Consider the following 25192-nt stretch of genomic DNA (forward strand, 5'->3'; position numbering starts at 1 on the left):
TTAATTCTGCTTCCAGTGACTGCGGTATTCAGATGCCTGAGCAAGAATGCGTTCAAGTGTGGCACGGTCGCCGTTCTCGATCGCCTTGCGAAGACTCGCAATATTCGCCTCGAAACCGCTTAGCATGCTCAACAAGGCGGCGCTGTTGTTTTGAAAAATATCCGCCCACATTTCAGGCGAGCTGGCGGCAATACGAGTGAAATCCCTGTAACCCGCACCACCCTCTTTCATGAATTCTGCGCCCTTGGGGTGACCCAGCACGCTAGCCACATAGCTGAAGGCCAACAGGTGTGGCAGGTGGCTGACTGCACCAAACATTTCGTCGTGATCCATGGCATTCATGGTGCTTAACTTGGCACCAATGGCTGCCCAGAAGTTTTCAACTTTTTTCAAGCCCGCCGGGTTGGTTTGTGGCAAGGGGCAAAGTACACAATTGCGCCCTTCAAACAGATTCGCAACCGCTGCGGCGGGGCCATGCGACTCGCCGCCGGCAATTGGATGGGCCAACACAAACCGGGCTTTCAAACCCGGAAATTGCGGCTCAAGTTCATCCAGCATCACGGCCACATCCGACTTGGTACTGCCGGCATCAAAAATCAGACAATTGGGCGGCAAAGAGGGTAAAAACTGGGTGAGCACCTGTTTGTATTGCCGAACGGGAATGGACAGAACCACCACATCGACATTGCGCACATTCGAATCGCCTGGACCGGCAATGCACTCATCAACAATTCCCAACTTCAGGGCTTCGTGAGCAGTTTCAAGCTTGCGTGAATAACCCAGCACGTGCCCTGCCAAACCCTTTTTTTTGGCAGCCAGACAAATTGAGCCACCAATCAAACCCACGCCAATGGCAAGCATGCGGTTGAAAATTGTTCCCTTGGCCATCACGAAGCCTGCAAGCTGGCCAGCGCTTTGGGCAAGGCCACCAAAAAGGCTTCGTTTTCGTGAGGCAGGCCAATAGACACACGCAACCATTGCGGCAAACCGTAGCCATTGACTGGGCGAACGATAACGCCCAAACGCTGAAGGGCGTCGAACACCTTCATGCCCGCGTCATCCGTATTTCCCGCTTTGAACAACACAAAATTGCCGTAAGAAGGCACGTACTCTAAACCGAGAAACTTCAAGCCACTTTCGATTTGCTCAAGCCCTTTGAGATTCACCTCATAGGTTTGCTGCAGGAATTCCGCATCATCAATTGCCGCCTCTGCCGCAGCAAGTGCCAATGAATTGACATTGAAGGGCTGGCGAACGCGGTTCATCAAATCAGCCACCTCGACACTGGACACCGCATAGCCCACGCGCAAACCAGCCAAGCCGTAGGCCTTGGAGAAACTGCGCGACACCAGCAAATTGGGGAACTGTGAAACCCACTGCGTAGAGTCGTACTGATCCTCGGGTTTCAGAAATTCGTTGTAGGCCTCATCAAGCACAACCAGCACATGCGATGGCACCTGCTTCAAAAAGGCAAGCAACTTTTCCTGCGGCAGAAAGGTACCTGTCGGGTTGTTGGGGTTAGCGATGAAAACCACATGGGTTTGTGAATCGATTGCGTTCAAAAACCCGTCGAGATCGTGGGTAAAACACACCGCTGGAACCACCTTCGACTCGGCACCACAACCCTGAGTAGCCAGAGGATAAACCGCGAAAGCATACTGCGAAAACACGGCATTGGTGCCCTGCGTAAGAAAGGCTTTTGCCGCCAACTCCAACACATCGTTCGAACCATTGCCCAAGGTAATTTGTTCGGGTTTCACGCCATGACGAGCGGCCAATTTCGCTTTCAAGGCAAAACCATTTGCATCGGGATAACGGCCCAGATCCATCGCAGCCTGTGCAATAGCTGCCTTGGCTTTTTCACCCAGCCCCAGTGGATTTTCATTGGAAGCAAGTTTGACCACCGTATTCGGATCGAGGCCCAATTCACGGACCACATCGGACACTGGCTTGCCAGCCTTGTAAGGGGCAATGGCACGAATGAATTCAGGAGATTGCTCGGTCAGTTTTTGCATGGTGCTGCTTTCAGTTGCGTTGTGCTGCCGGGTATGAACCCAGCACTTTCAAAAAGGATGCATTTTTTCTCAATTGATCCAGGGCCTTGGCCACGGCAGGCTCAGTTTGATGACCTTGCAGATCAATAAAGAAATAGTATTCCCAGCGTCCGTTGCGTGCAGGTCGAGACTCCAGTCGGGTCATGGAAACATTCTCGGCATTAAACGGTTCCAACATTTTGTAAACAGCCCCGGGTTGATTGGGCACTGAGGCAACCAAACTTGTTTTGTCCTGCCCGGAAGGCCCTGTAATTTGATTGCCCAAGACCAGGAAACGAGTGGTGTTGTGCGCATCGTCCTGGATATGCTCTTGAAATGCCTTCAAGCCATAACGCTCGCGCGCCGCTTGGCCTGCAATGGCTGCCACTTTTGCATTTTCGCTGGCCATTTGCGCAGCGACACCGTTGCTGGCCACGGTTTCTTGTTGAATATGCGGTGCGTACTGCGAAAGCCAACCACGGCACTGGGCCAACGCCTGCGGGTGCGCACAAATTTTCTCAATACCGTTCAGTGAGCCGGTTTGACACAACAACTGATGGTGAATAGCCAATTGCACTTCACCACACACCAACGCGCTTGACTCCACCAGCGCGTCCAGCGTGCGAGCAATCGACCCTTCTGTCGAGTTTTCAACAGGCACCACTGCAAAATCAACTTGCTGGGCTTGCAACTGGCGAAATGCTTCTTCAATCGTGTCGACAGGCTCAGCCTGAACGCAATGCCCAAAGAATGACCACACCGCCTGTTCGCTGTAAGTGCCCAAGGGTCCAAGGAACGCCACATGTACCTCGCGCTCCAAGGAGCGGCAAGCCGACATGATCTCCTTGAACAAAGTGTTGACGTGTTGGGCGCTCAAAGGCCCGCTGTTGGCCGCATTCAGTTTGTCGAGCACCTGCGCCTCTCGTTCGGGGCGCATGACCGGGGCATCGGTTTTTGATTTCACATGGCCGATGGACTGGGCCAAGCTTGCTCGCTTGTTCAGCAGCACCAGCATTTGCTGATCGATTTCGTCGATTTGGTCACGAAACTTCAACAACTCGGCGTTGATATCCGGGGTATTCATCAAGCCTCCGTTTTCTCGAAATCGCGCATGAAATCTACCAAAGCTTTCACGCCCTCAAGGGGCATCGCGTTGTAGATCGAGGCCCGCATGCCGCCCACCGATTTGTGCCCTTTAAGTTGCACCAAACCGTGTTCCGCGGCCTTGCTCAGAAAACTGGAATTCAGCGCTTCGTCAGCCAGTGTAAATGGCACATTCATGCGGGAACGGTCTTGCCGGCGAACTGGGCAATTGTACAAATCGCTGTTGTCGATGGTGTCATACAACAAAGCTGATTTTTCTTGGGCTTGCGCTTGTGCCCATGGAACACCGCCCTTCTCAATCAACCATTCAAACACCAAACCGGCAATGTAAATTGAATAGGTGGGCGGGGTGTTGTACATGGAACCGTTTTCAGCCACGGTCCCAAAGGCAAATGCTGAAGGACAAATGGGCAAGGCCCGATTGAGCAATGCTTTGTCGACGATGACGATTGTGACACCAGCCGGGCCCACATTTTTTTGCGCGCCACCGTAAATCAAACCATATTGGGTCACATCAAGCGTTTTCGACAAAATGTTTGAGGACATGTCAGCCACCACAGGGCAGTCTAGCTGACCAGCCAGGGCTTCAATTTGTCCGTTGAATTCGACACCACTGATCGTTTCATTGTCGCAGTAGTGCAGATAGGCCATTTGCTGACCATTCACGCGGTCAAGCAGGGACGCGCACTCAGGTACGTAACACGCCGCTGCGGTGTTGGCCAGGGCGTTCGCGTTGTCGAGCACCACACGGGCCAGTCCGTACTTCGAAAATTCCTTGGTGGTCTTTTTCGACCAAGCACCTGTATTGACGAATGCGGCTTGCTCAAACCCTTGAAGCAAATTCATGGGCACAATTGCATTCATGCCAACAGCACCACCCTGCATGAACAGCACGTCGTGCGTGTCGGGCACATTCAACAGCTTGCGAAAGTCATCTCGGGTTTTCTCGAAAATGCGGGTGTATTCAGGGCTGCGATGGCTCATCTCCATTACAGACAAACCCTTGCCCTGCCAATCCAGCATTTCCTCGGCAGCCCGACGCAAGACTGACTCAGGCAAGGCTGCCGGACCTGCTGAAAAATTCCAAACTCTAGACATGCTCGCCCTGTGCAATCAACCGTTTATTACTCTTCTGTGGCAGCGGGCGCGTCGGGAGAATCCCCCTCTTCCACCTCACCAAGATCCTCAGCATCTGACTCCACGATCCGCTGCAAGCCAGACAACCATGTACCCTCGTCCACGCTGATCAAGGTCACGCCCTGTGTTGCGCGACCCATTTCACGAATTTCCGAGACACGAGTTCGAACCAGCACACCACCGGTGGTGATCAACATGATTTCATCCGTTGGGTTCACCAGCACTGCAGAGACAACTTTGCCATTGCGCTCAGAAGTTTGAATCGCGATCATGCCTTTGGTACCACGACCATGTCGGGTGTACTCGGAAACTGGCGTGCGCTTTCCAAAACCGTTCTCAGTGGCGGTGAGCACTGATTGCTGCTCACTTTCTGCTACCAGCATGGCAATGACTCGCTGCCCTTCTTCAAGATTCATGCCGCGAACACCGCGTGCATTGCGACCCATGGCGCGCACATCATTTTCATCGAAACGAACAGCCTTGCCGGAATCGCTGAACAACATGACATCGTTGGTGCCGTTGGTCATGGCTGCACCGATCAGGAAGTCACCTTCATCCAAATTCACGGCAATAATGCCGCGCTTCATGGGCCTTGAAAAATCGCTTAACTTTGACTTTTTAACGGTACCCAGGCTGGTGGCCATGAACACGTATTTGTCTTCGTCTTCAAAGCTTTTAACCGGCAACACTGCGGTGATTTTTTCACCCTCTGCCAAGGGGAACATATTGATGATGGGGCGACCACGTGAAGTGCGCGAGCCTTGAGGCACTTCATACACCTTGAGCCAATACACGCGACCGGCGTTGCTGAAGTACAAAATTGTGTCGTGGGTGTTGGCAACGAACAGGTAATCAATCCAATCGTCGTCCTTCGTGGTGGCAGCCTGTTTTCCGCGTCCACCGCGCTTTTGCGCTCGGTATTCAGTCAATGGCTGGCTCTTGATATAACCAGAATGAGACAGAGTTACCACCATGTCTTGCGGGGTGATCAGGTCTTCGGTACCCAGTTCAGTGGCATTGAATTCGATCATCGAACGACGCTCATCGGCAAACTCGTTGCCAATCGATGTCAGTTCATCCTTGATAATCTGGTTGATACGCTCAGGCTTGGACAAAATATCGAGCAGGTCAGCAATCTGATCGATCACTTCTTTGTACTCATTCAAAATTTTGTCTTGCTCAAGGCCCGTCAAGCGCTGCAAGCGCATGTTCAAAATTTCCTGCGCCTGCACTTCGCTCAAGCGGTACATGCCATCGTCTTGCAATCCCAGGCGTGCCGGCAAACCTTCTGGGCGGAACGCTTTCGCACCACCCGAATCGCCCAGTTCAGTGCGCGACAGCATTTCCCGAACAATCGAGGAATCCCAGCTTTTCGCAACCAAATCGGCTTTCGCCACGGGTGGTGTGGGCGCGGCCTTGATGATTGCGATGAATTCGTCAATATTGGCCAAAGCCACAGCCAAGCCTTCCAAGACGTGGCCGCGATCGCGGGCTTTGCGCAATTCAAACACGGTGCGGCGGGTGATGACCTCTCGACGATGGCGCAGGAAATAGAAAATAAGGTCGCGCAAGTTCAACAAACGGGGCTGGCCATCGACCAGCGCGACCATGTTGATACCGAAGGTGTCCTGAAGCTGGGTGTTCTTGTAGAGGTTATTCAAAATAACCTCGGGCACCTCGCCACGTTTCAATTCAATCACGACGCGAATACCATCTTTGTCGGACTCGTCACGGATGTCAGAAATACCTTCAATCTTCTTTTCAGACACCAGCTCGGCGATCCGCTCAAGCAGTGATTTCTTGTTCACCTGATAAGGCAGCTCATCCACGATAATGGATTGGCGGTTGCCTTTGTCCAGATCTTCAAAATGGGTTTTTGCCCGCATGACCACACGGCCGCGGCCGGTTCGATAGCCTTCGCGCACGCCTTGAATGCCGTAAATAATGCCCGCGGTGGGGAAATCTGGCGCAGGAATCAACTCGATTAGGTCATCAACCGTGCACTCCGGAGCATCAATCGCATAAAGGCAGGCAGCAACCACTTCTTTCAGGTTATGGGGGGGCATGTTGGTGGCCATGCCCACAGCGATGCCTGACGAACCATTGACCAGCAAATTCGGTAAGCGCGCAGGCAACACTTTGGGCTCGCGCTCGCTGCCATCATAGTTTGGCCCGAAATCAACGGTTTCCTTGTCGATGTCCAGCAGCATTTCCTGGGCAATTTTGGCGAGGCGAATTTCGGTGTAACGCATGGCAGCCGCGTTATCACCGTCGATTGAACCGAAGTTACCTTGACCGTCAACCAGCATGTAGCGCAACGAAAAATCTTGTGCCATACGCACAATGGTGTCGTAAACCGCAGAATCACCGTGTGGGTGGTACTTACCGATTACGTCACCCACAATACGGGCAGATTTCTTGTAGGCTCGATTCCAGTCATTGTTCAACTCATGCATTGCAAACAGCACACGGCGGTGCACCGGCTTCAGGCCGTCACGCACATCCGGCAGGGCTCGCCCCACGATTACGCTCATGGCGTAATCGAGATAAGACCTGCGCATCTCCTCTTCAAGGCTGATAGGGAGCGTTTCTTTTGCGAATGAATCCATGTTTCTTCTTGTGTTGAATTATTTGACTGAAGGAATAACAATCTGGGACACTGCCATTCACGGCTGCGTCACATCCCTGGCGCTACACTTGCAAGATTTCGATTGTATCAGCCAAAATCGCTGAAACTGGGCGCAATGGTGCGTTCCAAATCATCTAGTGACCCTGCCCATGCAACTGCTGACCCCCCAATGGCTCTTGTGCCTGAACCACACCACTGAAGTACTTGAAAACCAGGCGGTTTTGATTAACCAAGACCTAATTCAGGCCATTGGCCCACGCGAGGAAATGCTGCTGGCGCATCCAGGCGCAGAAAGGGTTGATCTACCAGGGCAGGCATTGATGCCAGGCTTGATCAATTGCCACACCCACGCCGCCATGAATTTGCTGCGTGGTGCCGCTGACGATTTGGCCTTGCATGACTGGTTACAAACCCGGATTTGGCCCCTTGAGGGTGAATTGGCCGATGCCGAGTTTGTGTATGACGGAACAGTGCTGGCCGCCGCCGAGATGCTTCAAGGTGGAATAACCACTTTCAACGACATGTATTTTTACCCCGACCAGGTTGTTCAAGCGGCGCTGGACGTGGGTTCACGCGTATTTGCAGGCATCACCGTGATCGAATTCCCGACCCGCTACGCAGCAGAGGCCAAGCAATACATCGAGTTGGGGATAGCAGCACGCGACAAATTCAAGCTTGAGCCCACCGTACATTGGACCATCGCTCCGCATGCTCCTTACACAGTGAGTGATGACACCTTTCGGCATATGGCGATGCTGGCCGAAGAGCTGGACCTGCCCGTTCACTGCCATTTGCATGAGACCGCGAGTGAAGTCAGTGATGCGGAAAGCCGGGACGCAAACGGCCGTTTGCCAGGTTTGAACAACTCGGTCTGATTAACGAACGCCTGATGGCGGTTCACGGAGTGCACTTGAATGAGCATGAGTTGCAGGCAATGGCGGCGAAAGGTGCAACGTTGGTGCATTGCCCCGCATCGAACCTGAAACTAGCCAGCGGCATTGCCCCCGTGGCTGCGGCGCTTAAAGCAGGCGTCAATGTGGTAATTGGTACCGATGGTGCCGCCAGCAACAACAAGCTGGACCTGTGGGAAGAAGGCCGATTGGCCTCCCTGCTGTGCAAGGGTGCAAGTGGCGATGCCACCGCCTTCAGTGCAGGTGAGTTACTGAAAAGCATGACCTGCAATGCAGCCAAAGCCCTGGGCGCAGACCACCTGATCGGCCGCATTGCCCCCGGCCTGCAGGCGGACCTGATCACAATCGCAATTGGAGAGGCTGCTCACCAGTTACCCAACCACAATCTGGTCTCGAAACTGGCTTACAGCGGGGCTTCCAGGGATGTGAAGCATGTTTGGGTAGCGGGCGTTCAAGTTGTGCAATCGCAACAACTTGTGGGCAAAAGGGCACAATTAGTCGGGGAAATCATGCGAAAAACCCAACGAGTGTGGCAGACTCGTGTCGAGAAAGTTGGTTGAGAGGGTGATAACTATGACAGCCTCTACTGTAAACTATCAACCAGCTTGAACCCCTATTTAACCCAAGGAGCAACAATGAAAAAAATGTCGACTCTCACGCAAGTTCTGATGGCAATGGCCATTGGTACAGCGTCTACAGCCGCTATGGCCCACACAACAGACAAAGGTGAAGGCCTGTCAGGCTATGTAGTGGATGGCAGCGGCAAGGTTGTTAAAGACGGCTCCGGCGAGTGCATCCGCACCAGCTACTTCACAGCCGCTTTGGCAATTCAGGAATGCGATCCTGACTTGATCCCCAAGAAGCCAGCACCAGCACCAGTTGCTGCACCAGCACCTGCTCCTGAGCCAGCACCTGCACCAACCCCAGTGATTACAAAAGTAAGCCTGGAAGCTGACGCTTACTTCGACTTCGACAAGGCCACACTGAAGCAAGGCGGCAAGGACCGCATTGATTCCGAAATCGCCAAGTTGGGTCAGGTTGACCTGAACAGCGTAATTGCAATCGGCCACACCGACTCCATCGGTTCCGACGCTTACAACCAGAAGCTGTCCGAGCGTCGTGCTCAGGCTGTGAAGGACTACATGGTAAGCAAAGGCGTAGCAGCTGACCGTATTCAGATCAAGGGCATGGGCGAAAGCCAGCCAGTGGCTGACAACAAGACCAAAGAAGGTCGTGCCAAGAACCGTCGCGTTGAAATTGAATTCAACGCAACACAGAAAGTTGTGAAGTAATTCCCAACCTCTGGTTCTGATCAAAAAAGCCCGGCCTAGCCGGGCTTTTTTGTTTCTTCCTTCAGTTAAACTAAAGTCTGTTGAACACATACCACGAGCCTTTGACAATGAGCAGTATCGAATCCAACAACAACGTAGACCACGCTGAGCTGGCCAAATTTTCCGCCTTGGCCAGTAAGTGGTGGGACCCAAACAGTGAATTCCGCCCTTTGCATGAAATCAACCCCCTTCGGTTGAACTGGATCGATGAACGCGTAGGCCTGAAAGGCAAACGAGTGCTGGACGTGGGCTGCGGTGGAGGTATTCTGGCGGAAAGTATGGCCCGCCGTGGCGCAGATGTTCTGGGCATTGACCTGGCAGACAAGTCGCTGAAGGTGGCTGAACTGCACAAGCTTGAAACCGGTGTGAACAATGTCAATTATCGATTTGTTTCGGCTGAGCAATTGGCCGCTGAAGAGCAAGGTACCTTCGATGTTGTGACTTGCCTTGAAATGCTGGAGCACGTACCCGATCCCGCTCAAACCATTCAAGCCTGTGCAAACTTGTGCAAGCCAGGTGGATGGCTGTTTTTTTCAACCATCAACCGCAACCCGAAAAGTTTTGTTTTCGCGATTGTCGGCGCGGAATATGTGTTGAACCTGCTGCCCAAAGGCACACACGAGTACAAAAAGTTCATCAAACCGTCTGAGTTGGCCCAGTACGCACGCTTGTCCAAACTGGATTTTTCAGAAATCATTGGCTTGGTGTACAACCCCCTGACCAAGGTTTACCGCCTTGCTCGCGATACCGATGTAAATTACATGGTGGCGTGCAGAAAGCCCGCCTGATGAAAATTGCACAATGGGAATTAACCGTGCCTCTAAAAGGAATTTTGTTTGATCTGGATGGAACGCTTGTAGACACCGCACCCGACTTGTGCGGCACCATTCAAGACATGCAAAGCGACAGGGGTGTTGACATTACACCTTATCGCGCCATGGAGCACCTCGCCTCGGGGGGTGCTCGCGCTTTGTTGAAAGCAGGCTTCGGGCTTGAAATGAACTATCCTGAATTTCCGGCGATGCGTGCGGAGTTTCTTGAACGTTACGAGGCCAGAATCGCCCGCGAGAGTGCTGTTTACAGCGGAATCATTCCCTTACTGAATGAAGTCAAGGCGCGCGGTGCTCAATGGGGCATTGTCACCAACAAGCCATACTATTTGGCCGAGAAATTGGTACATGAACTGGGCTTGACGCATGGGTGCAGCGTGTTAATTGGGGGAGACACCGCCGAAAAGCCAAAACCCTCCCCACTGCCCTGCTTCATGGCAGCTGGTGAAATGCGCCTGCCCACCGAGCAATGCGTGATGATTGGCGATGATGAACGGGATGTAATCGCAGGCCGGGAGGCAGGTATGGCTACTGTGGCGGTTGAATATGGCTACATCGCCAGCCCGATAGACCAATGGGGTGCCGATGCCATCGTAAAAACGGCCCACGATTTGGCCAAATGGCTTGAAATTAGAATGTGAGCCCCCACCTCAAGGGTGTTACAATTAACTTTCCAATGGGGTCGATCTGGTTTCGACGTGGGTTGCAAAGCTATTGGGGCGTGTCGAGGATCAGTTACCTCGTAAATCCATCTGAAAAACTTTAAACGCAAACGACTCTTCGTTTAGCCCCGAACTCAAACTGGCCGCTTAAGCCAGTTTAGTTTGGACTTCCTACACCAGTTCGCCGATGGACTGGGCGGGGTCAAACCCGCAGTGGGATCATCTACATCGGACCGCTTACTGGAATGCTGCCGGCTGGTAAGTTAAATTAGGTGGATCGCGGATGCTGAAGAATGTCGCTTTTCGTCAGTAGCCGTTAAATACAAAGAAGACGACTACACACGTAGAACTGGTAGTGGAGGATTTGCGGACGCGGGTTCAATTCCCGCCGGCTCCACCAAACAAAATAGAAAAGGCTGCCCTTGTGGTGGCCTTTTCTATTTTGAGTTGAAGGATTTGTGGAAATTGAAGCCGCGGACGCAAGCGGCGCGGGGTGAGCCAGGTGGTTTCACGGGCCCAACAGTTTGGGGCCGTGCCGGGCGAACGCCCACGCCCTGCAAGGCGTGGGCTGGGAAATTCCCGCCGGCTCCACCAAATAAAAGAAAGGCTACCTTCGACGGTAGCCTTTTTCTTTTCATTTCACCGACAAAATATACCGGGCAATCGCCAGTGCATCCTCATCGCTTACCCGTGGTTGCGCCGGCATCGGCGTATTACCCCACACCCCCGCACCGCCTGTTTGAATTTTTTTGGCCAACTTTTCAGCAGCCCCTGCCTCATCGGCGTATTTCAAAGCCACTTGTTGATAAGTGGGGCCATACTTCTTTTTGTCCTCAGCATGGCAGGCCGTACAGTTGTAACTTCTGACCATTTCAGGGCTTGCCACCGCATTGCCAAACGCCGTCAGCATTGAACCTGCAATAAGCAAGGCTACATACTTCGTCATGAATACTTCCTCTCTAGAGCCGTGCCACCCAGTCAGGCGGCACAGCGTTGACATCCCAACTCAAAAAACTCAGTTGGGTTTGATCTGATAAATTTCCCCTTCATCAGTGGCCACATACAGGTTGCCGTCAGGGCCTTGCGCCACCGAACGGAAGCGACCCGCGGGCATGGGCAAAGGCATGATGGTGCGCTTGGCTGTCAAGCCGTCTTTGCTGATGTCGAGTAAATCAATGCGGTTGCCAACTGGGGTGCCGTGAATACCAATTCCCATGTAGCCCACTGCCATTTTTCCATCCCAGTCTTTCCACTGCTTACCGCTCAGAAAAACACCCGAGGACATGCCTTGGGACAGATTTTCATTGTTCCAGGCCGGTTTCATCGCTTTGGGGTAGGTTTTGGTGTCTGTCATCGGCATGAATGCTGCACGCTTGACGGGTTCCATGGCGCCCATCTGGTTGGGGCTGTAGCCGCAGTAGGCGTCGGGGCAATCACCACGCCCACCTACATTCGGCCGGGGATCCCAGCCTGCATTGCCACCATTGGTGAGCACAGTCACTTCATCAGAATGCCAAGGTCCATTCTCCGCAGTCACAGGCTGGTTCGTACCGGGACGAAATGCAATACCTTGGGGATTGCGGTGGCCGTATGTGAAAACGCGGGCATCAAAACCCGTGGGTGGCTTGTTGCCGGCAGCCGCCTTGCCGTCACGATCAATTCGCAACACCTTGCCGCCCATCTTGGTGGGGCTTTGCGGCACGGCACCATTGTGTGTGTCACCGGTGGTCACGTACAGAAAACCATCACCAGAATTGAAACGGATCCTTCCGCCATTGTGTGCGCCAGATGAACCGAAGGGATGATCGCTCGCAGCTGTTTTGTAGGGAATGTCATCCACTATATCGGTTCTATCCGAAGTCTTGCTTAAATCAGCATTCACCTTCAAACGAATAACCCGATTCGTTTGAGGACTGGATTTGCTGGACGTGGAATACACATAGACGTATCGGTTGTTCGAAAAATCAGGGTCCACTGCTACACCATTCATGCCAGCCTGACCATCACAAAACAAGTCGGGCATCGAGTCTGCGTATCCCTGGGCATCTTTCATTCCCACCAATTTATTCACGGTCCCGGAGGGCAAGCGAACTGAAAGTCCGTGACATTTCTCGGTGAAGAACATGGCACCATCGGGCAAAAATGCCATGTCCCAAGGGTTTTCCAATTTGGTCAAAACTGTTGTGGCTGTAAGATTGGGCGCTGCTGCGATTGCGACTCCACCCACCGCCAAACTGGCTGAGGCAAAGACTGCGCAGGACAAAAATTGATTAAGCTTCTTCATTTTGTCTCCTGATTCTGTAGGTAAGGCAAGTGTGCCTTCAATGTTAAGGCGATTGCGAAATCGCCCAACGTCAAAGTACACCTGAAGAAAATTGCACATATTTAACACTCGGTCAATATGGCCTTACCCGGACTGGATCATTCAGTTTTTGAAGACTTGCCTTTCAATATCAGGCTGAAGAAGTTTTTGCCTCTGGCATGCTCACCTTGATCGGAGAGCAATCGCTGAACGCTACAACCCAGCAACAAAATTGTGGATCCGCTGAAGGCCAACAAGCCCCCAATGAGGGACAATGGCCAACTAAGATCGAGAAGCCGAAGCAACAATGCAACAATTACACTGAGTAACACCAACAAACACAAATAGATTTTCATGATCCAACACACCTGTTCAGCTTGCCAAACGCTGGTCTCCAGACCAGTGAATGCACACTGCAATGCAAGGTTTCCTTGCTAACGAACGACGCTCACCTGAGCGTGCCTGGTTGATCGCCAAAAACTATTGCTGTGATTGCCTGTGTTTTTGGACCAGCGAATATTAATGAATATGGCGATTTAGATCCAGAAAATGTAATGTCGATTTGCGGTCAATTTTTTGGCCTCCGGATGAACAAATTTCATCACAATGCTACTTTGTACAAATTCCTTTTTTTAACAATTTCCGCATACAATTGCTGCAGCGCAAAAAAACACTTGAATGTCTATTTTTCGAACTAGACAAAACTAGAATTCTGGTTATTTTTTTGGCTTCACAATTGTTCACTTTTCGCCACAGCTGAAAGGCATCCACTCCGCAAATTATGCAAAAAGGCGTTTTTCTTTCCATCTTGGCTTCAGTGCTGTTTGGCAGCATGTACTACTACACCACACTGCTTGAACCGTTGAGTGGGGAGGAAATTTACGGCTGGAGAATGCTACTGACCCTGCCTGTGATGACCCTTTTTCTGATCTGGACCAAAGACTGGGGCTTGATCAAATCGATTGCGCTGCGCCTGAAAACAGAGTGGAAACTTTATCTGGCCTTACCAGCGTCATCCCTGCTTCTGGGCATACAACTTTGGCTGTTCCTATGGGCACCGCTACATGGCCATGCGATGAATGTGTCGTTGGGCTACTTCATGATGCCTCTTGTGATGGTTTTGATTGGTCGCTTTTACTACCAAGACACGCTGAGCAAACTTCAAAAACTGGCCGTTTTGCTGGCCCTGCTGGGCGTTACAAATGCCGTGTTTCAAGCGGGGGGATTCGCTTGGACTTCGCTCCTGGTTTGCCTGGGTTATCCCTATTATTTTGTGCTGCGGTCAAAATTCAAAATAGACAACTTGGGGGGACTGTGGTTTGACATGCTGCTGATGTCACCGCTTGCAATTTATTTCGCTCTGAGCGGCGATGGCTTGGATCAAATGACGGGGTTACAACTTCAGCTACCTTTGCTGATTATTCTGTTGGGCGTGTTAAGCGCCTCTGCATTGATAGCTTATATTTTGTCGAGTCGAATGCTGCCCTTTAGTTTGTTTGGTTTGCTGGGCTACGTGGAACCCGTGCTTTTGGTGGTTGTTGCATTCTTGATCGGCGAATCAATTGCCCAGCAGGAGTGGCCCACTTATCTCGCCATTTGGCTTTCCCTGAGTTTGCTCGCTGCAGAAGGAATCTACAAAATAAGGCGATAAGCACGTGGGTGGATCAGCCCTCAGCAGCCATGGCTGCAATGGCCGCAGGATAATTTTGAGCGGCTGATTGCTTAAGCCACCTCAACGATTCACTTTTGTCCATGCGCTGACCCTTGCCGGTTCGATACATCACCGCAATTGCGTATTGGGCTTCGGCATCACCCGCCTTGGCAGACAACATAAACAATTCGGCTGCCTTCTCAAGGCTGCGTTCAACTCCACGTCCAGCCTCGTACATCCAGGCAAGCCGGGTACGTGCGCCAATGTCGCCCAGCTGGCTCAGTCGTGTGTAAATTTCTGCCGCCTCCGCATGTTTACCGCTACTTGCCAACAATTCTGCCCGTTCGTAATCAGTGGCAGGTCGGTCAGGTTGATCTAGCGACGCAAGACGCGCAGCGGCATCCTTGTCGCCACCAGCTGCGGCCAGATTCAAGTATCTCCGCGCTTTCTCGAGATCCTTTGGAAAGTTTGGGTTGTCGCCACTGTAAAGCATGCCTAGACGATATTGGGCTTTAAATCCCCCGGCATTGGCTGCCGCGACATAAAGGCTTTCAGCTTTCAGCATATTTTGAGTTTCACCCAAACCATCTTCGGCAAGGATTGCCAAATTGAAAAGTGCATCAGAATTGCCAAGTCCCGCCAAAATTTCCCAAATATGACGTGCGGCTTCATAATTGGCCATCTTGAATTCTGCATAGGCTTTGTAATTCCCCATGGCTGGATTTTTAATCCAGTCAGCGGCCGTACTGTCTTGGGCATTTGTAGAACTCAACACCAGGGCCAATAAGCCGCCAACTACAATGCTCTTGAATGATCGACGGTTCATCTGTTTTCCTCCTCGCTATTACTCTCGCCAAGCAGTCAGTATGGACGTGTGCTGAAATCACAGCAAGCCACAGTCACTCGAACCGACTATTGCCCTTCAACGATCGAATCACAGTCGACAAATCAGGATCTTGGTTGAAAGCTTCCGTGAAGAAATCAACAAAACTGCTGATTTTGATGGAGGGGCGACGCTCGGGTTGATACACCACATTCAGTGGCAAAGTACTTGGTTTGTAGTTGTTCAAAATCGTGTTAACACTGCCCTCCCGAATATCACGACCATAAATCCAGGTGGGTGAATAACATATTCCCAGCCCTTCAAGAACGCCTTGGCGAATTGCCTCGGAACTGTTCGATTGAAAGTTGCTGCCCACACGCACAGTGATGGCCTTGTCTTTACTGCCGTAAAAAGTCCATTCATTGAAGTTGTCGATGCCAGTGTAAAGCAGGCAATTGTGCTCACTTAAATCATCAGGTTTTTGCGGAGCACCATGTCGAGCCAAATAAGATGACGACACAATCACAGCCCTCGCCACCGAGCCAATACGTCTGGCAATCAAACGGCTGTCTTTTAACTCACCCACACGAAAAGCCACGTCGATACCTGCTGCCACAAGGTCAACAAAACTGTCGTCGAGTTGCAGGTCAATACGCATTTTCGGATATCGCTCATAGAATGCGGCGAGCCGGGGCACGATGTGAATTCGGCCAAATGCGACCGGTGCAGCCACTCTCAGCAGGCCGCTGACCTCGTGTTCAGCGCGATGCACTTCACTGCGGGCCTCCTCCAGAGTATCGAGTATCTGTCGACAACGCTGGTAGTAAAGGCGACCCGCCTCTGTTAATGAATGACTGCGGGTGGATCGCACCAACAACAACACGCCAACATCGGCCTCCAGCGCCTGTACCTGTTTGCTGATGGCTGACTGTGTGGTGTGGGCCTGCCGGGCCACCGCCGAGAAATTACCTGTTTCAACAACTCTCACGAATGTTTCCATCAGCCTCAAGCGATCCATGTAGTAATTCCTTTATATATTCCCGTGAGGAATAAATACTATAACAACTGTTCCGTAGATCTATGGGCTTTGAATACGCATAATGTGCAACATTGCACTGCAACACAAGAGGAGTACCGACGTATGAATGCACCCACCCCACATGTGAATGAACAAATTGCCAACGTGGATGATTTAAAACTGTTCCAACCTGGAAAAATTGGCAGCATTGAGGTAAAAAACCGCGTTGTCATGGCGCCATTGACACGCTGTCGTTCCGACGAAGTGGCCGGAGATATTCCTGGCAGCGACATGAACATTGAATATTACAGGCAACGTGCGAATGCTGGTCTGATCATCAGCGAAGGCACACAGGTTTCACCAGCAGGAAAAGGTTACATGGCCACGCCGGGGATCTATTCCGAGGCCCAAGTGCAGGGCTGGAAACCGATCACTGAGGCTGTTCATGCGGCTGGCAGCAAAATTGTTGCCCAGATTTGGCATGTGGGCCGAATTACTCACCCCGACCTGACAGGAGGTTTGAACCCAATTGCGCCTTCTGCAATCAAGCCCAATGTGGTTGCCTACACTCACAATGGCAAAGTAGACGTGCCGGTACCTCATGAACTGACCGCTGAAGAAATCAAAGTGGTCGTGAACCAGTATCGCCAAGGTGCGGCCAACGCAATCAAGGCTGGCTTTGATGGTGTAGAAATTCACGGTGCAAATGGTTATTTGGTCGACCAGTTTTTGCGTGACGGCGCCAACAAACGCACCGATCAATATGGCGGCTCTTTTGAAAACCGCGCGCGCTTCGCCCTTGAAGTGGTGGATGCAGTGATCGCGGAAATCGGCGCTGGCAAGGTGGGTATTCGCTTGTCCCCGGTTACGCCATTTAACGATCTGAGCGACAGCAATCCTCAAGAAGTGTTTGGCTATCTGATCGAGCAATTGAACCAGCGCGGAATCGGCTTCATTCATATGATTGAAGGCTCGACTGGCGGCGATCGCAATGTACCCGGCTTTGATTATGGATGGGCTCGCAAAACATTCAAAGGCACCTACATTGTGAACAACGGCTACACCCGTGAAATGGCAATCAATGCGCTGGAAACTGGCTGGGCCGATGCAGTCTCTTTTGGCCGGGCTTACATTGCCAACCCCGACCTTGTACAGCGCCTGAAACTGAACGCACCCTTGGCAGAGGGCAACCCGCAAACTTATTACGCACCAGGGCCAGAGGGCTACATTGATTACCCATCACTGACTGCGTAATTGAAAAACGCCAGCCACAAGCTGGCGTTTTTTTTGATACTCTCAGGTCATGAGCAAAGACAGCCTAGAAAAACTTCAACAACAATTGATCGAATTTTCCAATGCGCGACATTGGGAAAAGTTCCATTCCCCAAAAAATCTCAGTATGGCTTTGTCAGTCGAGGTGGCTGAGTTGGTGGAACACTTCCAATGGCTCACCGAGGACGAATCGCGACAAATCAAAGGCAACAAGCTGGATGAAGTCAAAGAAGAAGTGGCCGACGTGCTGCTTTACCTGCTGCAAATATGCAACCAGCTTGAAATCAACCCAATTGATGCTGCCCAGAAAAAACTGGTGAAAAATGCCTTGAAGTATCCCGCAATCGACTAGGGCTGTACGGCTTGCTCTGGTGGTTCAGGCAAACGAGCACTGGTACCGCAGGCGTGGCAATACTTTGAAAAAGTACTTTTGCGAGAGCCACAGCTTGTGCACTTGTCGTGAAGACCTATTCCGCAATGCGGACAAAAATCAATACCCGTGTCTTTCAAATCAACCGTGCGTTCACAGCCAGGGCAAATACCTTTGAGTAAACGCGCCAGCGCTGTGTCGTAATCCAGAACTTCACGTCGTTTTGTTTCCGGCTGTTCCTCAGCCAATCGTTGTTCTTCCAGGTAACGGTTCAGGGCAAGAATGGCCTGCCGCCCCACCAACACCGTGATGACAATACCCACGATGTAGCGAATGTAGCCGCCATAACTGGGTAAATACGGCACCAACTCAACGAAAAATACAAACAAGGCAAAGTAGATAAAACCCCAAACAAATGGCCAATAAGTACTTTGGCGTTTGGTTTTATAAAGCCAGCCCGCAACCAGCAGCAGGGGCAGGGTTAAAGCAAGGCGATACGCAAAAACGCGCAATTCCTGGCTTTGAATGGCACTGGTGTACTCACCTTGCGCAGCGCGTTCCAGTTCATTCAAACGCAATTGAGCTTTTCGGTTGGCCTGCTGTGCATCCAGCAGCAATTTCTGCTGCATCTCCAACTGTGCCAAAGCAACCCGTTCCAAGGCCTGTAAGTTGTCAACTCGCTGGGTTCTCGCAATCAGTTCCTGGTCTTGATCGGGAAGTGCTGTGGCCTTGCGGGTGGCTACCCAAGCCATGAACTTCTCGCGTTCGGAATCGGTGTCAGCCTCGGCAGCACTGTGTTTTAGCCTGGACTGCTCCAAAGCATCACTCACCTCGCGCTCATTCAGTTCCGTCTTTCGGATTTGTTCCCGAACCGTTTTCAGTTCGATCGGATCCATGAAATCCTCGAGCGTTTGGGTTTGTTCAATTTGAGGCAAATCGCCAACAAGCGTGCCCCCCAAACCAATCAGGAACCATGCAAAAACCACGGCCACAAGCCACAGGCCACGTCGAAACCATTTTTCTGACAACCTCAGTGATTTGCTCATCTGAATCTCATCCTGTTCTTATATGGTTTCAACAACGCGCGAGTCGCCTATTTCAGATACCGCGCATGGAAACGCAAATGATCTTCAATGAAGCTGGCAATAAAGTAGTAGCTGTGATCGTACCCGGCCTGGTAACGAACCTCGGCCTGATAGCCTGTTTCCTTTAAAGCAGCCTCCAGCAATTCGGTTTTTAATTGCGAAGCAAGAAAATTGTCGGCCAAACCCTGGTCTATCAGCATGGGAAGCTGCTGCGCGCCTGAGCGAATCAGCGCCACAGTGTCATGACGCTGCCAGGCTTCAGGGTTGTTACCCAGGTACAACGCCAGGGCCTTCTGCCCCCAGGGGCACTGCATGGGGCTTACGATCGGAGAAAAAGCACTCACCGCGACATAAAGGGCTGGGTTGTTCAATGCAATGGTGAGCGCGCCATGCCCACCCATCGAGTGGCCGAACACGGATTTACATTTACTGACCGGCAAACCCTCTTCAATCAGGGCAGGCAACTCATCAACTATGTAGCTGTACATTTTGTAATGTGAGCTCCATGGCACTTCAGTCGCATCCACATAAAAACCCGCACCCAAACCAAAATCATAGGCTTTGTCTTGGTCATCAGGAACACCGTCACCACGCGGGCTGGTGTCGGGCATCACCACAGCAATGCCCAATTCAGCCGCCACTCGCTGGGCACCCGCCTTTGTCGCAAAATTTTGATCGGTGCACGTTAATCCGGACAACCAGTAAGCCACCGGCACTTTTTGCCCCGCTTGCGTTTGGGGTGGCAAGTAAACACTGAACTGCATGGTGCAGTTCAGCGCTTCAGACACGTGTTCATACTGGTTTTGCAGACCGCCAAAGCATTGAACGCTACTGAGTAATTTCATATCAAAAATGGATTACGGTGCGAATGGATTTGCCCTCGTGCATCAAATCAAAAGCCTCGTTGATTCGCTCCAAAGGCATGGTGTGGGTAATGAATGTGTCCAGATCAATTTCATCATTCATGAACCGGTTTACATAGCCCGGCAGTTCGGTGCGGCCTTTCACACCACCAAATGCGCTACCACGCCACACTCGGCCGGTCACCAACTGGAAGGGACGGGTGGAAATTTCCTGCCCTGCGCCTGCTACGCCAATAATCACTGATTCACCCCAACCTTTGTGGCAACACTCCAGTGCAGACCGCATCACATTCACGTTACCTATACACTCGAACGAGAAGTCAACACCGCCATCCGTCATTTCTACAATCACTTCCTGGACCGGTTTACTGTGGTCTTTGGGATTCACAAAATCGGTCGCGCCCAATTTCCTGGCAATCTCAAACTTGTCTGCGTTGATGTCGATTGCGATGATTCGACCGGCCTTGGCCTGCACCGCACCAATAATTGCCGCCAGACCAATTCCGCCCAATCCAAACACAGCCACCGTGTCACCTGCCTTGACCTTGGCTGTGTTGTGCACGGCGCCAATGCCCGTGGTTACACCACAACCCAGAAGGCACACCTTTTCCAATGGGGCTTTGGGGTCGATTTTTGCCAGTGAAATTTCTGGCACAACGGTATGTTCGGCAAAAGTCGAAGTACCCATGTAGTGATAAATCGGCTTGCCGTCTTTGGAAAAACGAGTGGTGCCATCGGGCATCAGGCCTTTGCCTTGTGTGGCCCTAATGGCTTGGCACAGGTTGGTCTTACCCGAGGTACAAAATTTGCACACCCGGCATTCAGCGGTGTAAAGCGGAATGACATGGTCACCCACGGCCAGGCTTGTTACGCCCTCTCCCACCGCTTCGACAATCCCGGCACCTTCGTGGCCCAGAATTGCAGGGAAAATCCCCTCGGGATCGTCTCCTGACAAGGTGTAAGCGTCTGTGTGGCAAACACCCGTTGCAACAATGCGAACGAGAACCTCGCCCTTTTGGGGAGGCATTAAATCGACCTCCTCGATTGATAGTGGTTGGCCTGGTCCCCAGGCCACCGCGGCGCGTGTTTTGATCGATTGCAACATGTTGTTCCCCCAATGCTGGCGAGTGTTTAATACGAACCTCATTATAGTAGGCGTTCATGACCACCCTGCACGCTGCTAGCCGCATTTGAAGTGTGGTAGTGTCTTGAAACAATTAAAAGCATGCCTTTGTAACCGAATGACCCTTCCTAGCGAACCCAATACTGTGCCCCCTCAGGATGATTTTGAGCTATCGCTCAAGCCCCTTTGGATGCGTGCGCAAGGCGGAGACTCCGCAGCCTACCGGGAAGCGCTGTTGAGAATTGCTCAGCGTCTACGTCGTTTTTACAGTCGCAGGCTTCAAGCCCTGCCCGACGAGGTTGAGGACTTGGTGCAAGAGACCTTGCTGGCTTTGCACATGCAACGTGGCACATATGACGAGACATTGCCCGTGAGCAGTTGGGTGTTTGCAATTGCGCGGCATAAGCTGGTGGATTTATGGCGTAGACGTGGTCGACGAGACAATTTAAACGATTCTCTTGACGACATGACTGAGGACCAACACCCTGCCACGCAGGAGGAACTGCCCTCGAAACGTGATTTGGGAGTATTGCTTGAACAACTGCCTGAACTGCAAAGACAAGCCATTCTGCTCACCAAGATTGAAGGTCTGTCGATGATTGAGGCCTCGGAACGCAGCGGTGTATCCGTAGCCGCTCTGAAAGTACAAGTACACCGGGGATTGAAACAACTGGCAGCTTTGGTCAGGAGTGAAACATGAAAACTGATGAACTGATCACTATGATTTCAAACCAGGCTGGCCCGGCTCCAAAGGTATCGGTAGCCAATCGCCTGGTACCCGCCGGTGTAGTGGGTGGCCTGATCGCTGCGGCGATCGTATTGGGTGTTCTGGGGTTGATACCCGGTGAGATGTTTTCTGAGCCAGGCCCCTGGATCAAAATTGGATACGCCAGCACACTGACTATCGCCGCAGGCTGGCTGTTCACTCGCCTTGGGAAACCGGGCGCCTCTGACAAACAGGCCACATCGGCTGTGGTTGGAGTGGTGTTGCTGATGTTGATGGCGGGGGTACTTTCTTATCTGGGCACTCCAGCATCTGAACGCGCCGCCGCACTCTTGGGACACTCCTGGCTGGTTTGCCCATGGGCCATTTTGGGGCTGTCACTTCCGGTGATGGCTGGTTCATTTTGGGCCATGCGTGGGTTTGCACCAACCAAGCTGATTTCTGCCGGCACGGCCTGCGGATTATTCTCCGGCTCGGTGGCGGCTTTGGCCTATGCTTTGGCCTGCACTGAACCAGCCGCACCTTTCATTGCTGTTTGGTACACACTGGGTATTGCGTTGTGCGGTGTATTGGGCGCAGCGCTTGGACCCAAATTATTGCGCTGGTAAACAAGACTGCCGCCGCCCTATCCTGCATCCTAGGCAGGCGGGTCAATTCGCATCGTGCTCGATGTATTTACCCGATACCAACCGGCAATGCTATATCGGTGGCGTTTGGCGGGCAGTACCTCATGTGGGAAGTCTTCACTTAAAAACACAGCGAGGGTTCCACCCTGTGGCTGAACAGTTTCCAGAACATCCTGTGTACCTAGGTCTGAATACAAGATCATTTCCCCGCCATCTTCCGGGCCCCATTCCGGGTTCAGGTACAACACCACCGACAAGATCCGATTGGCCTGTCCCTTGAACGCGTCCACATGGGTTCTGTAAAAAGCACCCGGTGCGTAATGTGCGAAATGAGATTCAAAGGAAAACAGGCCCAACATCAAAGTGCGATTCAGGTATTGCTGTAGCTGTGCACTGAATTCAAGCCAGCGACACGCAGCGCCGCCATGTGTGCTTTCGATCCATGCAATTTCGTCACGGCGAATCTCTGCATTCGATTGCTGGCCGTGCGCGCGCCCAATACCGGCCTGTTTCAATGCTTCAGAGGGTATGGCAGTAAAAGTGTCCAACAGTTCAGAGATCAAGCCAGGCGGCAGTGCGTTCTTTTGAATGCTATAACCCTTTGACCGAAGATCACTCGCGATTAAATCAAACATGACTCTTGGAATCCAGAAAAGCACTCGCTTCGAATGATCGAAGTGTAGCGCTTCCACGAGACTTGGAATCAAGCGTGTGCCAAAAGCTGACCGATGGCGTTGGAAAGTGAAGTCGAATCAAACTTTTTCACGTAAATGTTCACGCCAGCTTCAATACCTCGTCGGGCATTTTCCTCAGAAGTTAAAGACGAGTACATGATGATCGGAATGTTCTTGAATCTCGGATCACCCTTGAGCTTTCTGGTCAAGGTGCAGCCATCCATGATGGGCATTTCCTCGTCGACCAACACCAAAGAAACCCGCTCTTCCAATTCTTCTGAATTCTGATTGGCACTGGAAGCAATGGCCAACAACTTTTGCTCGGCCTCAACACCGTTGACCGCATGGCTGTGTTTCAAACCCATGGTGTCCAGCACTTCGCTGATTTTTCGTCGCGCCACAATCGAATCATCCACAAAAAACACAGGCCCAGCCTTGTTCAATTCGAAACCAGTGGTCACAGGTGTCGCATCTTTTTCAGGCAACACACGGTGACACACGCTTTCAATGTCTACCAAAGACACCAAGCTGCCATCTTCGAGCATGACCACGCCGAAAACGGATCCTTCTTCAGAATCGTACTTTTGCGGAGGCTTTACATCAGACCAAGGCACCCGAATGATTTTGTCGACATCGGCCACCGCGAAAGCAACTGAACGGGACGCAAATTCAGAAATAATCATTTTGGAGTTGGGTTCGCCGGTGGACATGCCAATCGCATCTCCAAGCGAGACAACAGGCAACACTTGTCCGCGCAGCGAAATTACTCCGTTCATGGCACCTTGCTGCCCGGGAATCTGGGTGACCAGCGACAGTTCAGTGACTTCCCGAATCTTGAATACATTCAAGCCGAAAATTTCCTGACCGCCCAGGGAAAAAAGCAGAATTTCAATCATCTCGGTGGATGATTCGCCAGGGGTTCGTTCGTTGTTGTAATTCATGGGTGGATTGACCGTTGACATGGTTCAATCTTCATTCTGAACCAAGTGCAAACGAATCAAATCCTTAGGAAGGGGGATAAAACCGGTCTTTTACGCCTTTAAAAAGACTACAAATTTAGCCTAGATAAGCAGACAGCTCCTCGCGGGGATCGGCAAGTAAAGGACCTACCTGAGGCAAGGCAATTGAACCAATCGGCTGTGCTACGGCATCCAACAAACCGTTCAACACTTCGGCTGACTTGGCATAGTAGTCAACACCGAGCAAGGGCTCGGCAATTGGATCAAGCAACTCAACACCCGTGGCATCGATTGATGAAGACACCAGTTCGCGCCCCACACCAGCAACATTCTCTTGCAGAAACTCGCGAATCCCGGACCCCACCGCCATGCCGGTATCCACCAACAATTCGCGAAACGCACCCTGCCGGCCGCCATCAAAAGTCTCGCCGAACTCTTGTTGAGAGGCCTCGGCCTGCGCTATGGCCTGCTCGATAAAATCAAGCAGTGAAAATCCAGTGCCCACCGTCCCAAGAGCCTCGGGTAGTTCGTCTGTAATCAGGGTAGTCCCAGAAAATCCTGTTTGTTGAATTCCAAACGTACCCTCATCTTCCAGCGACGAACCTTCGAAGCGAGACATCAATTCGGGGTTCTGAATATCTGGTTGGACGAAACCGTTGGGCAACTCAATTAATTCTTCAGGTGTATTCGAAGACACAGGTCGTGAAGTCACCACAGGGGAGAAAGTGTCAATAAACAACTTCTCCAGAGACTGCAAAGTAGACTCGGTGTCACTTCCAGCGCTTTTATCAGTCGGATCGGGAGTGGGCAGGCTGGCATCTGCATGTTGCAAATCAGGCGCTACTGGCGAAACATTCAAGCTGACCGCGCTGTAGGACTGGGCAGTGGCTCCGCCCAAAAGCGCAACGGCTTGGATTGTTTGATCCGAAATTTGATTTTGAATGCCGCTCATTGTTGCTCAATGCCCTAGTACCAAGGCTCAATTTAAACAAAAGCAAAGCAAAGACTCAATCCGGAAAGTGATATATTTCAATCACTTGTTTGTAGGCATTTGATGCGTTTTAT

Annotated in this window: 26 protein-coding genes and 1 other RNA gene; 11 read left to right on the forward strand and 16 right to left on the reverse strand. The window is 51.8% G+C overall.

Translation table 11 applies throughout. The annotated features are described in order from the left end of the window. From BSZ31_RS16390 to gyrA, 5 genes are read right to left on the reverse strand one after another with little or no spacing between them, the layout of a single operon-like run. Complete coding sequence (locus BSZ31_RS16390) at positions 1 to 888, reverse strand: prephenate dehydrogenase/arogenate dehydrogenase family protein (RefSeq protein ID WP_168427028.1); 888 nt, start codon at positions 886 to 888, stop codon at positions 1 to 3. After that, entirely contained in the window at positions 888 to 2015 is a 1128-nt protein-coding gene (gene hisC / locus BSZ31_RS16395; protein ID WP_105029648.1) for a histidinol-phosphate transaminase, read from the reverse strand. The genes BSZ31_RS16390 and hisC overlap by 1 nt, the downstream gene beginning before the upstream one ends. A gap of 10 nt (positions 2016 to 2025) precedes the next feature. Next, the gene (pheA, locus tag BSZ31_RS16400) at positions 2026 to 3117 is read right to left on the reverse strand and encodes a prephenate dehydratase (protein ID WP_105029649.1); all 1092 of its coding nucleotides are present in this window, start codon (positions 3115 to 3117) and stop codon (positions 2026 to 2028) included. Next, a complete protein-coding gene (gene serC, locus BSZ31_RS16405; protein WP_105029650.1) occupies positions 3117 to 4235 on the reverse strand; it encodes a 3-phosphoserine/phosphohydroxythreonine transaminase in 1119 nt (372 codons plus the stop codon). The genes pheA and serC overlap by 1 nt, the downstream gene beginning before the upstream one ends. A gap of 26 nt (positions 4236 to 4261) precedes the next feature. Next, positions 4262 to 6883: a DNA gyrase subunit A gene (gyrA, locus tag BSZ31_RS16410; protein WP_105029651.1), complete on the reverse strand. Its 2622-nt coding sequence runs from the start codon at positions 6881 to 6883 to the stop codon at positions 4262 to 4264. A gap of 169 nt (positions 6884 to 7052) precedes the next feature. Here gyrA and BSZ31_RS17660 point away from each other — a divergent pair, with 169 nt between their 5' ends. The 6 genes from BSZ31_RS17660 to ssrA all read left to right on the forward strand — a co-directional run bounded on the left by BSZ31_RS17660 (position 7053) and on the right by ssrA (position 11037). Continuing rightward, positions 7053 to 7778, forward strand: a complete 726-nt coding sequence (locus BSZ31_RS17660; protein ID WP_105029652.1) for an amidohydrolase family protein — start codon at positions 7053 to 7055, stop codon at positions 7776 to 7778. 14 nt (positions 7779 to 7792) lie between these two features. Continuing rightward, the gene (locus BSZ31_RS17665) at positions 7793 to 8374 is read left to right on the forward strand and encodes an amidohydrolase family protein (protein ID WP_105029653.1); all 582 of its coding nucleotides are present in this window, start codon (positions 7793 to 7795) and stop codon (positions 8372 to 8374) included. Positions 8375 to 8449: 75 nt separating this feature from the next. Next, positions 8450 to 9106 (forward strand): outer membrane protein OmpA, encoded by a 657-nt coding sequence (gene ompA / locus BSZ31_RS16425; protein ID WP_105029654.1) that lies wholly within the window; start codon positions 8450 to 8452, stop codon positions 9104 to 9106. A gap of 107 nt (positions 9107 to 9213) precedes the next feature. Then, the gene (gene ubiG / locus BSZ31_RS16430; protein WP_105029655.1) at positions 9214 to 9933 is read left to right on the forward strand and encodes a bifunctional 2-polyprenyl-6-hydroxyphenol methylase/3-demethylubiquinol 3-O-methyltransferase UbiG; all 720 of its coding nucleotides are present in this window, start codon (positions 9214 to 9216) and stop codon (positions 9931 to 9933) included. After that, entirely contained in the window at positions 9933 to 10616 is a 684-nt protein-coding gene (locus BSZ31_RS16435; RefSeq protein WP_105029656.1) for an HAD family hydrolase, read from the forward strand. Before ubiG ends, BSZ31_RS16435 begins: the two co-directional genes overlap by 1 nt. 37 nt (positions 10617 to 10653) lie before the next feature. Continuing rightward, positions 10654 to 11037, forward strand: a transfer-messenger RNA (tmRNA) gene (gene ssrA / locus BSZ31_RS16440). A 234-nt stretch (positions 11038 to 11271) separates the two neighbouring features. On the opposite strand, the gene BSZ31_RS16445 is transcribed toward ssrA, so the two are convergent. The 3 genes from BSZ31_RS16445 to BSZ31_RS16455 all read right to left on the reverse strand — a co-directional run bounded on the left by BSZ31_RS16445 (position 11272) and on the right by BSZ31_RS16455 (position 13295). Continuing rightward, positions 11272 to 11583 (reverse strand): c-type cytochrome, encoded by a 312-nt coding sequence (locus BSZ31_RS16445; RefSeq protein ID WP_168427029.1) that lies wholly within the window; start codon positions 11581 to 11583, stop codon positions 11272 to 11274. A 69-nt stretch (positions 11584 to 11652) separates the two neighbouring features. Beyond that, positions 11653 to 12921, reverse strand: a complete 1269-nt coding sequence (locus tag BSZ31_RS16450) for a sorbosone dehydrogenase family protein (protein WP_168427030.1) — start codon at positions 12919 to 12921, stop codon at positions 11653 to 11655. 137 nt (positions 12922 to 13058) lie between these two features. Beyond that, positions 13059 to 13295, reverse strand: a complete 237-nt coding sequence (locus BSZ31_RS16455; RefSeq protein WP_146106733.1) for a hypothetical protein — start codon at positions 13293 to 13295, stop codon at positions 13059 to 13061. Positions 13296 to 13720: 425 nt separating this feature from the next. Here BSZ31_RS16455 and rarD point away from each other — a divergent pair, with 425 nt between their 5' ends. Then, positions 13721 to 14590: an EamA family transporter RarD gene (rarD, locus tag BSZ31_RS16465; RefSeq protein WP_105029660.1), complete on the forward strand. Its 870-nt coding sequence runs from the start codon at positions 13721 to 13723 to the stop codon at positions 14588 to 14590. A 13-nt stretch (positions 14591 to 14603) separates the two neighbouring features. Here rarD and BSZ31_RS16470 read toward each other — a convergent pair whose 3' ends face one another. Both BSZ31_RS16470 and BSZ31_RS16475 read right to left on the reverse strand, forming a co-directional pair. Beyond that, positions 14604 to 15416, reverse strand: coding sequence for a tetratricopeptide repeat protein (locus tag BSZ31_RS16470; RefSeq protein ID WP_105029661.1), 813 nt, complete (start codon positions 15414 to 15416; stop codon positions 14604 to 14606). A 73-nt stretch (positions 15417 to 15489) separates the two neighbouring features. Then, the gene (locus BSZ31_RS16475) at positions 15490 to 16431 is read right to left on the reverse strand and encodes a LysR family transcriptional regulator (RefSeq protein WP_105029662.1); all 942 of its coding nucleotides are present in this window, start codon (positions 16429 to 16431) and stop codon (positions 15490 to 15492) included. 123 nt (positions 16432 to 16554) lie between these two features. Between BSZ31_RS16475 and BSZ31_RS16480 the strand changes: the two genes are divergently transcribed. Further along, positions 16555 to 17685, forward strand: a complete 1131-nt coding sequence (locus BSZ31_RS16480; RefSeq protein WP_105029663.1) for an alkene reductase — start codon at positions 16555 to 16557, stop codon at positions 17683 to 17685. A gap of 49 nt (positions 17686 to 17734) precedes the next feature. Beyond that, on the forward strand, positions 17735 to 18055 hold the full coding sequence (locus BSZ31_RS16485) for a nucleotide pyrophosphohydrolase (protein WP_105029664.1): 321 nt from the start codon (positions 17735 to 17737) through the stop codon (positions 18053 to 18055). Here BSZ31_RS16485 and BSZ31_RS16490 read toward each other — a convergent pair. Genes BSZ31_RS16490 through BSZ31_RS16500 form a run of 3 tightly spaced genes read right to left on the reverse strand, consistent with a single transcriptional unit; the run spans position 18052 to position 21114 of the window. Beyond that, positions 18052 to 19119 (reverse strand): zinc ribbon domain-containing protein, encoded by a 1068-nt coding sequence (locus tag BSZ31_RS16490; RefSeq protein ID WP_105029665.1) that lies wholly within the window; start codon positions 19117 to 19119, stop codon positions 18052 to 18054. The genes BSZ31_RS16485 and BSZ31_RS16490 overlap by 4 nt on opposite strands. Before the next feature lie 47 nt (positions 19120 to 19166). Then, positions 19167 to 20003 carry an S-formylglutathione hydrolase gene (fghA, locus tag BSZ31_RS16495; RefSeq protein WP_105029666.1) on the reverse strand — a complete coding sequence of 279 codons (837 nt, stop codon included), beginning with the start codon at positions 20001 to 20003 and terminating at the stop codon, positions 19167 to 19169. Position 20004: 1 nt separating this feature from the next. Further along, a complete protein-coding gene (locus tag BSZ31_RS16500) occupies positions 20005 to 21114 on the reverse strand; it encodes an S-(hydroxymethyl)glutathione dehydrogenase/class III alcohol dehydrogenase (protein ID WP_171101502.1) in 1110 nt (369 codons plus the stop codon). A gap of 148 nt (positions 21115 to 21262) precedes the next feature. Between BSZ31_RS16500 and BSZ31_RS16505 the strand changes: the two genes are divergently transcribed. Together BSZ31_RS16505 and BSZ31_RS16510 are read left to right on the forward strand one after the other, a co-directional pair. Continuing rightward, on the forward strand, positions 21263 to 21844 hold the full coding sequence (locus BSZ31_RS16505) for a sigma-70 family RNA polymerase sigma factor (RefSeq protein WP_105029667.1): 582 nt from the start codon (positions 21263 to 21265) through the stop codon (positions 21842 to 21844). Then, on the forward strand, positions 21841 to 22476 hold the full coding sequence (locus tag BSZ31_RS16510; RefSeq protein ID WP_105029668.1) for a DUF1109 domain-containing protein: 636 nt from the start codon (positions 21841 to 21843) through the stop codon (positions 22474 to 22476). Before BSZ31_RS16505 ends, BSZ31_RS16510 begins: the two co-directional genes overlap by 4 nt. 29 nt (positions 22477 to 22505) lie before the next feature. Here the strand turns inward: BSZ31_RS16510 and BSZ31_RS16515 are convergent, their stop codons facing one another. The 3 genes from BSZ31_RS16515 to BSZ31_RS16525 form a co-directional block, all read right to left on the reverse strand. Further along, on the reverse strand, positions 22506 to 23129 hold the full coding sequence (locus tag BSZ31_RS16515; RefSeq protein WP_105029669.1) for a 2OG-Fe(II) oxygenase: 624 nt from the start codon (positions 23127 to 23129) through the stop codon (positions 22506 to 22508). Between the two features lie 68 nt (positions 23130 to 23197). After that, positions 23198 to 24130 carry a chemotaxis protein gene (locus tag BSZ31_RS16520; RefSeq protein WP_105029670.1) on the reverse strand — a complete coding sequence of 311 codons (933 nt, stop codon included), beginning with the start codon at positions 24128 to 24130 and terminating at the stop codon, positions 23198 to 23200. 94 nt (positions 24131 to 24224) lie between these two features. Continuing rightward, entirely contained in the window at positions 24225 to 25079 is an 855-nt protein-coding gene (locus BSZ31_RS16525; RefSeq protein WP_105029671.1) for a hypothetical protein, read from the reverse strand. Positions 25080 to 25192: the final 113 nt, after the last annotated feature.

Source organism: Limnobacter sp. SAORIC-690, assembly GCF_002954425.1.
Lineage (GTDB): Bacteria > Pseudomonadota > Gammaproteobacteria > Burkholderiales > Burkholderiaceae_B > Limnobacter > Limnobacter profundi.

Excerpts from the sequence above, each read along its gene's own strand:
- fghA (WP_105029666.1), bottom strand. The coding sequence starts at position 20,003 with ATGAAATTACTCAGTAGCGTTCAATGCTTTGGCGGTCTGCAAAACCAG.
- ubiG (WP_105029655.1), top strand. The coding sequence starts at position 9,214 with ATGAGCAGTATCGAATCCAACAACAACGTAGACCACGCTGAGCTGGCC.
- BSZ31_RS17665 (WP_105029653.1), top strand. The coding sequence starts at position 7,793 with ATGGCGGTTCACGGAGTGCACTTGAATGAGCATGAGTTGCAGGCAATG.
- BSZ31_RS16435 (WP_105029656.1), top strand. The coding sequence starts at position 9,933 with ATGAAAATTGCACAATGGGAATTAACCGTGCCTCTAAAAGGAATTTTG.
- BSZ31_RS16450 (WP_168427030.1), bottom strand. The coding sequence starts at position 12,921 with ATGAAGAAGCTTAATCAATTTTTGTCCTGCGCAGTCTTTGCCTCAGCC.
- gyrA (WP_105029651.1), bottom strand. The coding sequence starts at position 6,883 with ATGGATTCATTCGCAAAAGAAACGCTCCCTATCAGCCTTGAAGAGGAG.
- BSZ31_RS16515 (WP_105029669.1), bottom strand. The coding sequence starts at position 23,129 with ATGTTTGATTTAATCGCGAGTGATCTTCGGTCAAAGGGTTATAGCATT.
- BSZ31_RS16490 (WP_105029665.1), bottom strand. The coding sequence starts at position 19,119 with ATGAGCAAATCACTGAGGTTGTCAGAAAAATGGTTTCGACGTGGCCTG.
- BSZ31_RS16480 (WP_105029663.1), top strand. The coding sequence starts at position 16,555 with ATGAATGCACCCACCCCACATGTGAATGAACAAATTGCCAACGTGGAT.
- serC (WP_105029650.1), bottom strand. The coding sequence starts at position 4,235 with ATGTCTAGAGTTTGGAATTTTTCAGCAGGTCCGGCAGCCTTGCCTGAG.
- BSZ31_RS16505 (WP_105029667.1), top strand. The coding sequence starts at position 21,263 with ATGACCCTTCCTAGCGAACCCAATACTGTGCCCCCTCAGGATGATTTT.
- BSZ31_RS16470 (WP_105029661.1), bottom strand. The coding sequence starts at position 15,416 with ATGAACCGTCGATCATTCAAGAGCATTGTAGTTGGCGGCTTATTGGCC.
- BSZ31_RS16510 (WP_105029668.1), top strand. The coding sequence starts at position 21,841 with ATGAAAACTGATGAACTGATCACTATGATTTCAAACCAGGCTGGCCCG.
- BSZ31_RS16390 (WP_168427028.1), bottom strand. The coding sequence starts at position 888 with ATGGCCAAGGGAACAATTTTCAACCGCATGCTTGCCATTGGCGTGGGT.
- pheA (WP_105029649.1), bottom strand. The coding sequence starts at position 3,117 with ATGAATACCCCGGATATCAACGCCGAGTTGTTGAAGTTTCGTGACCAA.
- BSZ31_RS16485 (WP_105029664.1), top strand. The coding sequence starts at position 17,735 with ATGAGCAAAGACAGCCTAGAAAAACTTCAACAACAATTGATCGAATTT.
- rarD (WP_105029660.1), top strand. The coding sequence starts at position 13,721 with ATGCAAAAAGGCGTTTTTCTTTCCATCTTGGCTTCAGTGCTGTTTGGC.
- BSZ31_RS16520 (WP_105029670.1), bottom strand. The coding sequence starts at position 24,130 with ATGTCAACGGTCAATCCACCCATGAATTACAACAACGAACGAACCCCT.
- BSZ31_RS16475 (WP_105029662.1), bottom strand. The coding sequence starts at position 16,431 with ATGGATCGCTTGAGGCTGATGGAAACATTCGTGAGAGTTGTTGAAACA.
- BSZ31_RS16455 (WP_146106733.1), bottom strand. The coding sequence starts at position 13,295 with ATGAAAATCTATTTGTGTTTGTTGGTGTTACTCAGTGTAATTGTTGCA.
- BSZ31_RS16445 (WP_168427029.1), bottom strand. The coding sequence starts at position 11,583 with ATGACGAAGTATGTAGCCTTGCTTATTGCAGGTTCAATGCTGACGGCG.
- BSZ31_RS17660 (WP_105029652.1), top strand. The coding sequence starts at position 7,053 with ATGCAACTGCTGACCCCCCAATGGCTCTTGTGCCTGAACCACACCACT.
- BSZ31_RS16525 (WP_105029671.1), bottom strand. The coding sequence starts at position 25,079 with ATGAGCGGCATTCAAAATCAAATTTCGGATCAAACAATCCAAGCCGTT.
- hisC (WP_105029648.1), bottom strand. The coding sequence starts at position 2,015 with ATGCAAAAACTGACCGAGCAATCTCCTGAATTCATTCGTGCCATTGCC.
- ompA (WP_105029654.1), top strand. The coding sequence starts at position 8,450 with ATGAAAAAAATGTCGACTCTCACGCAAGTTCTGATGGCAATGGCCATT.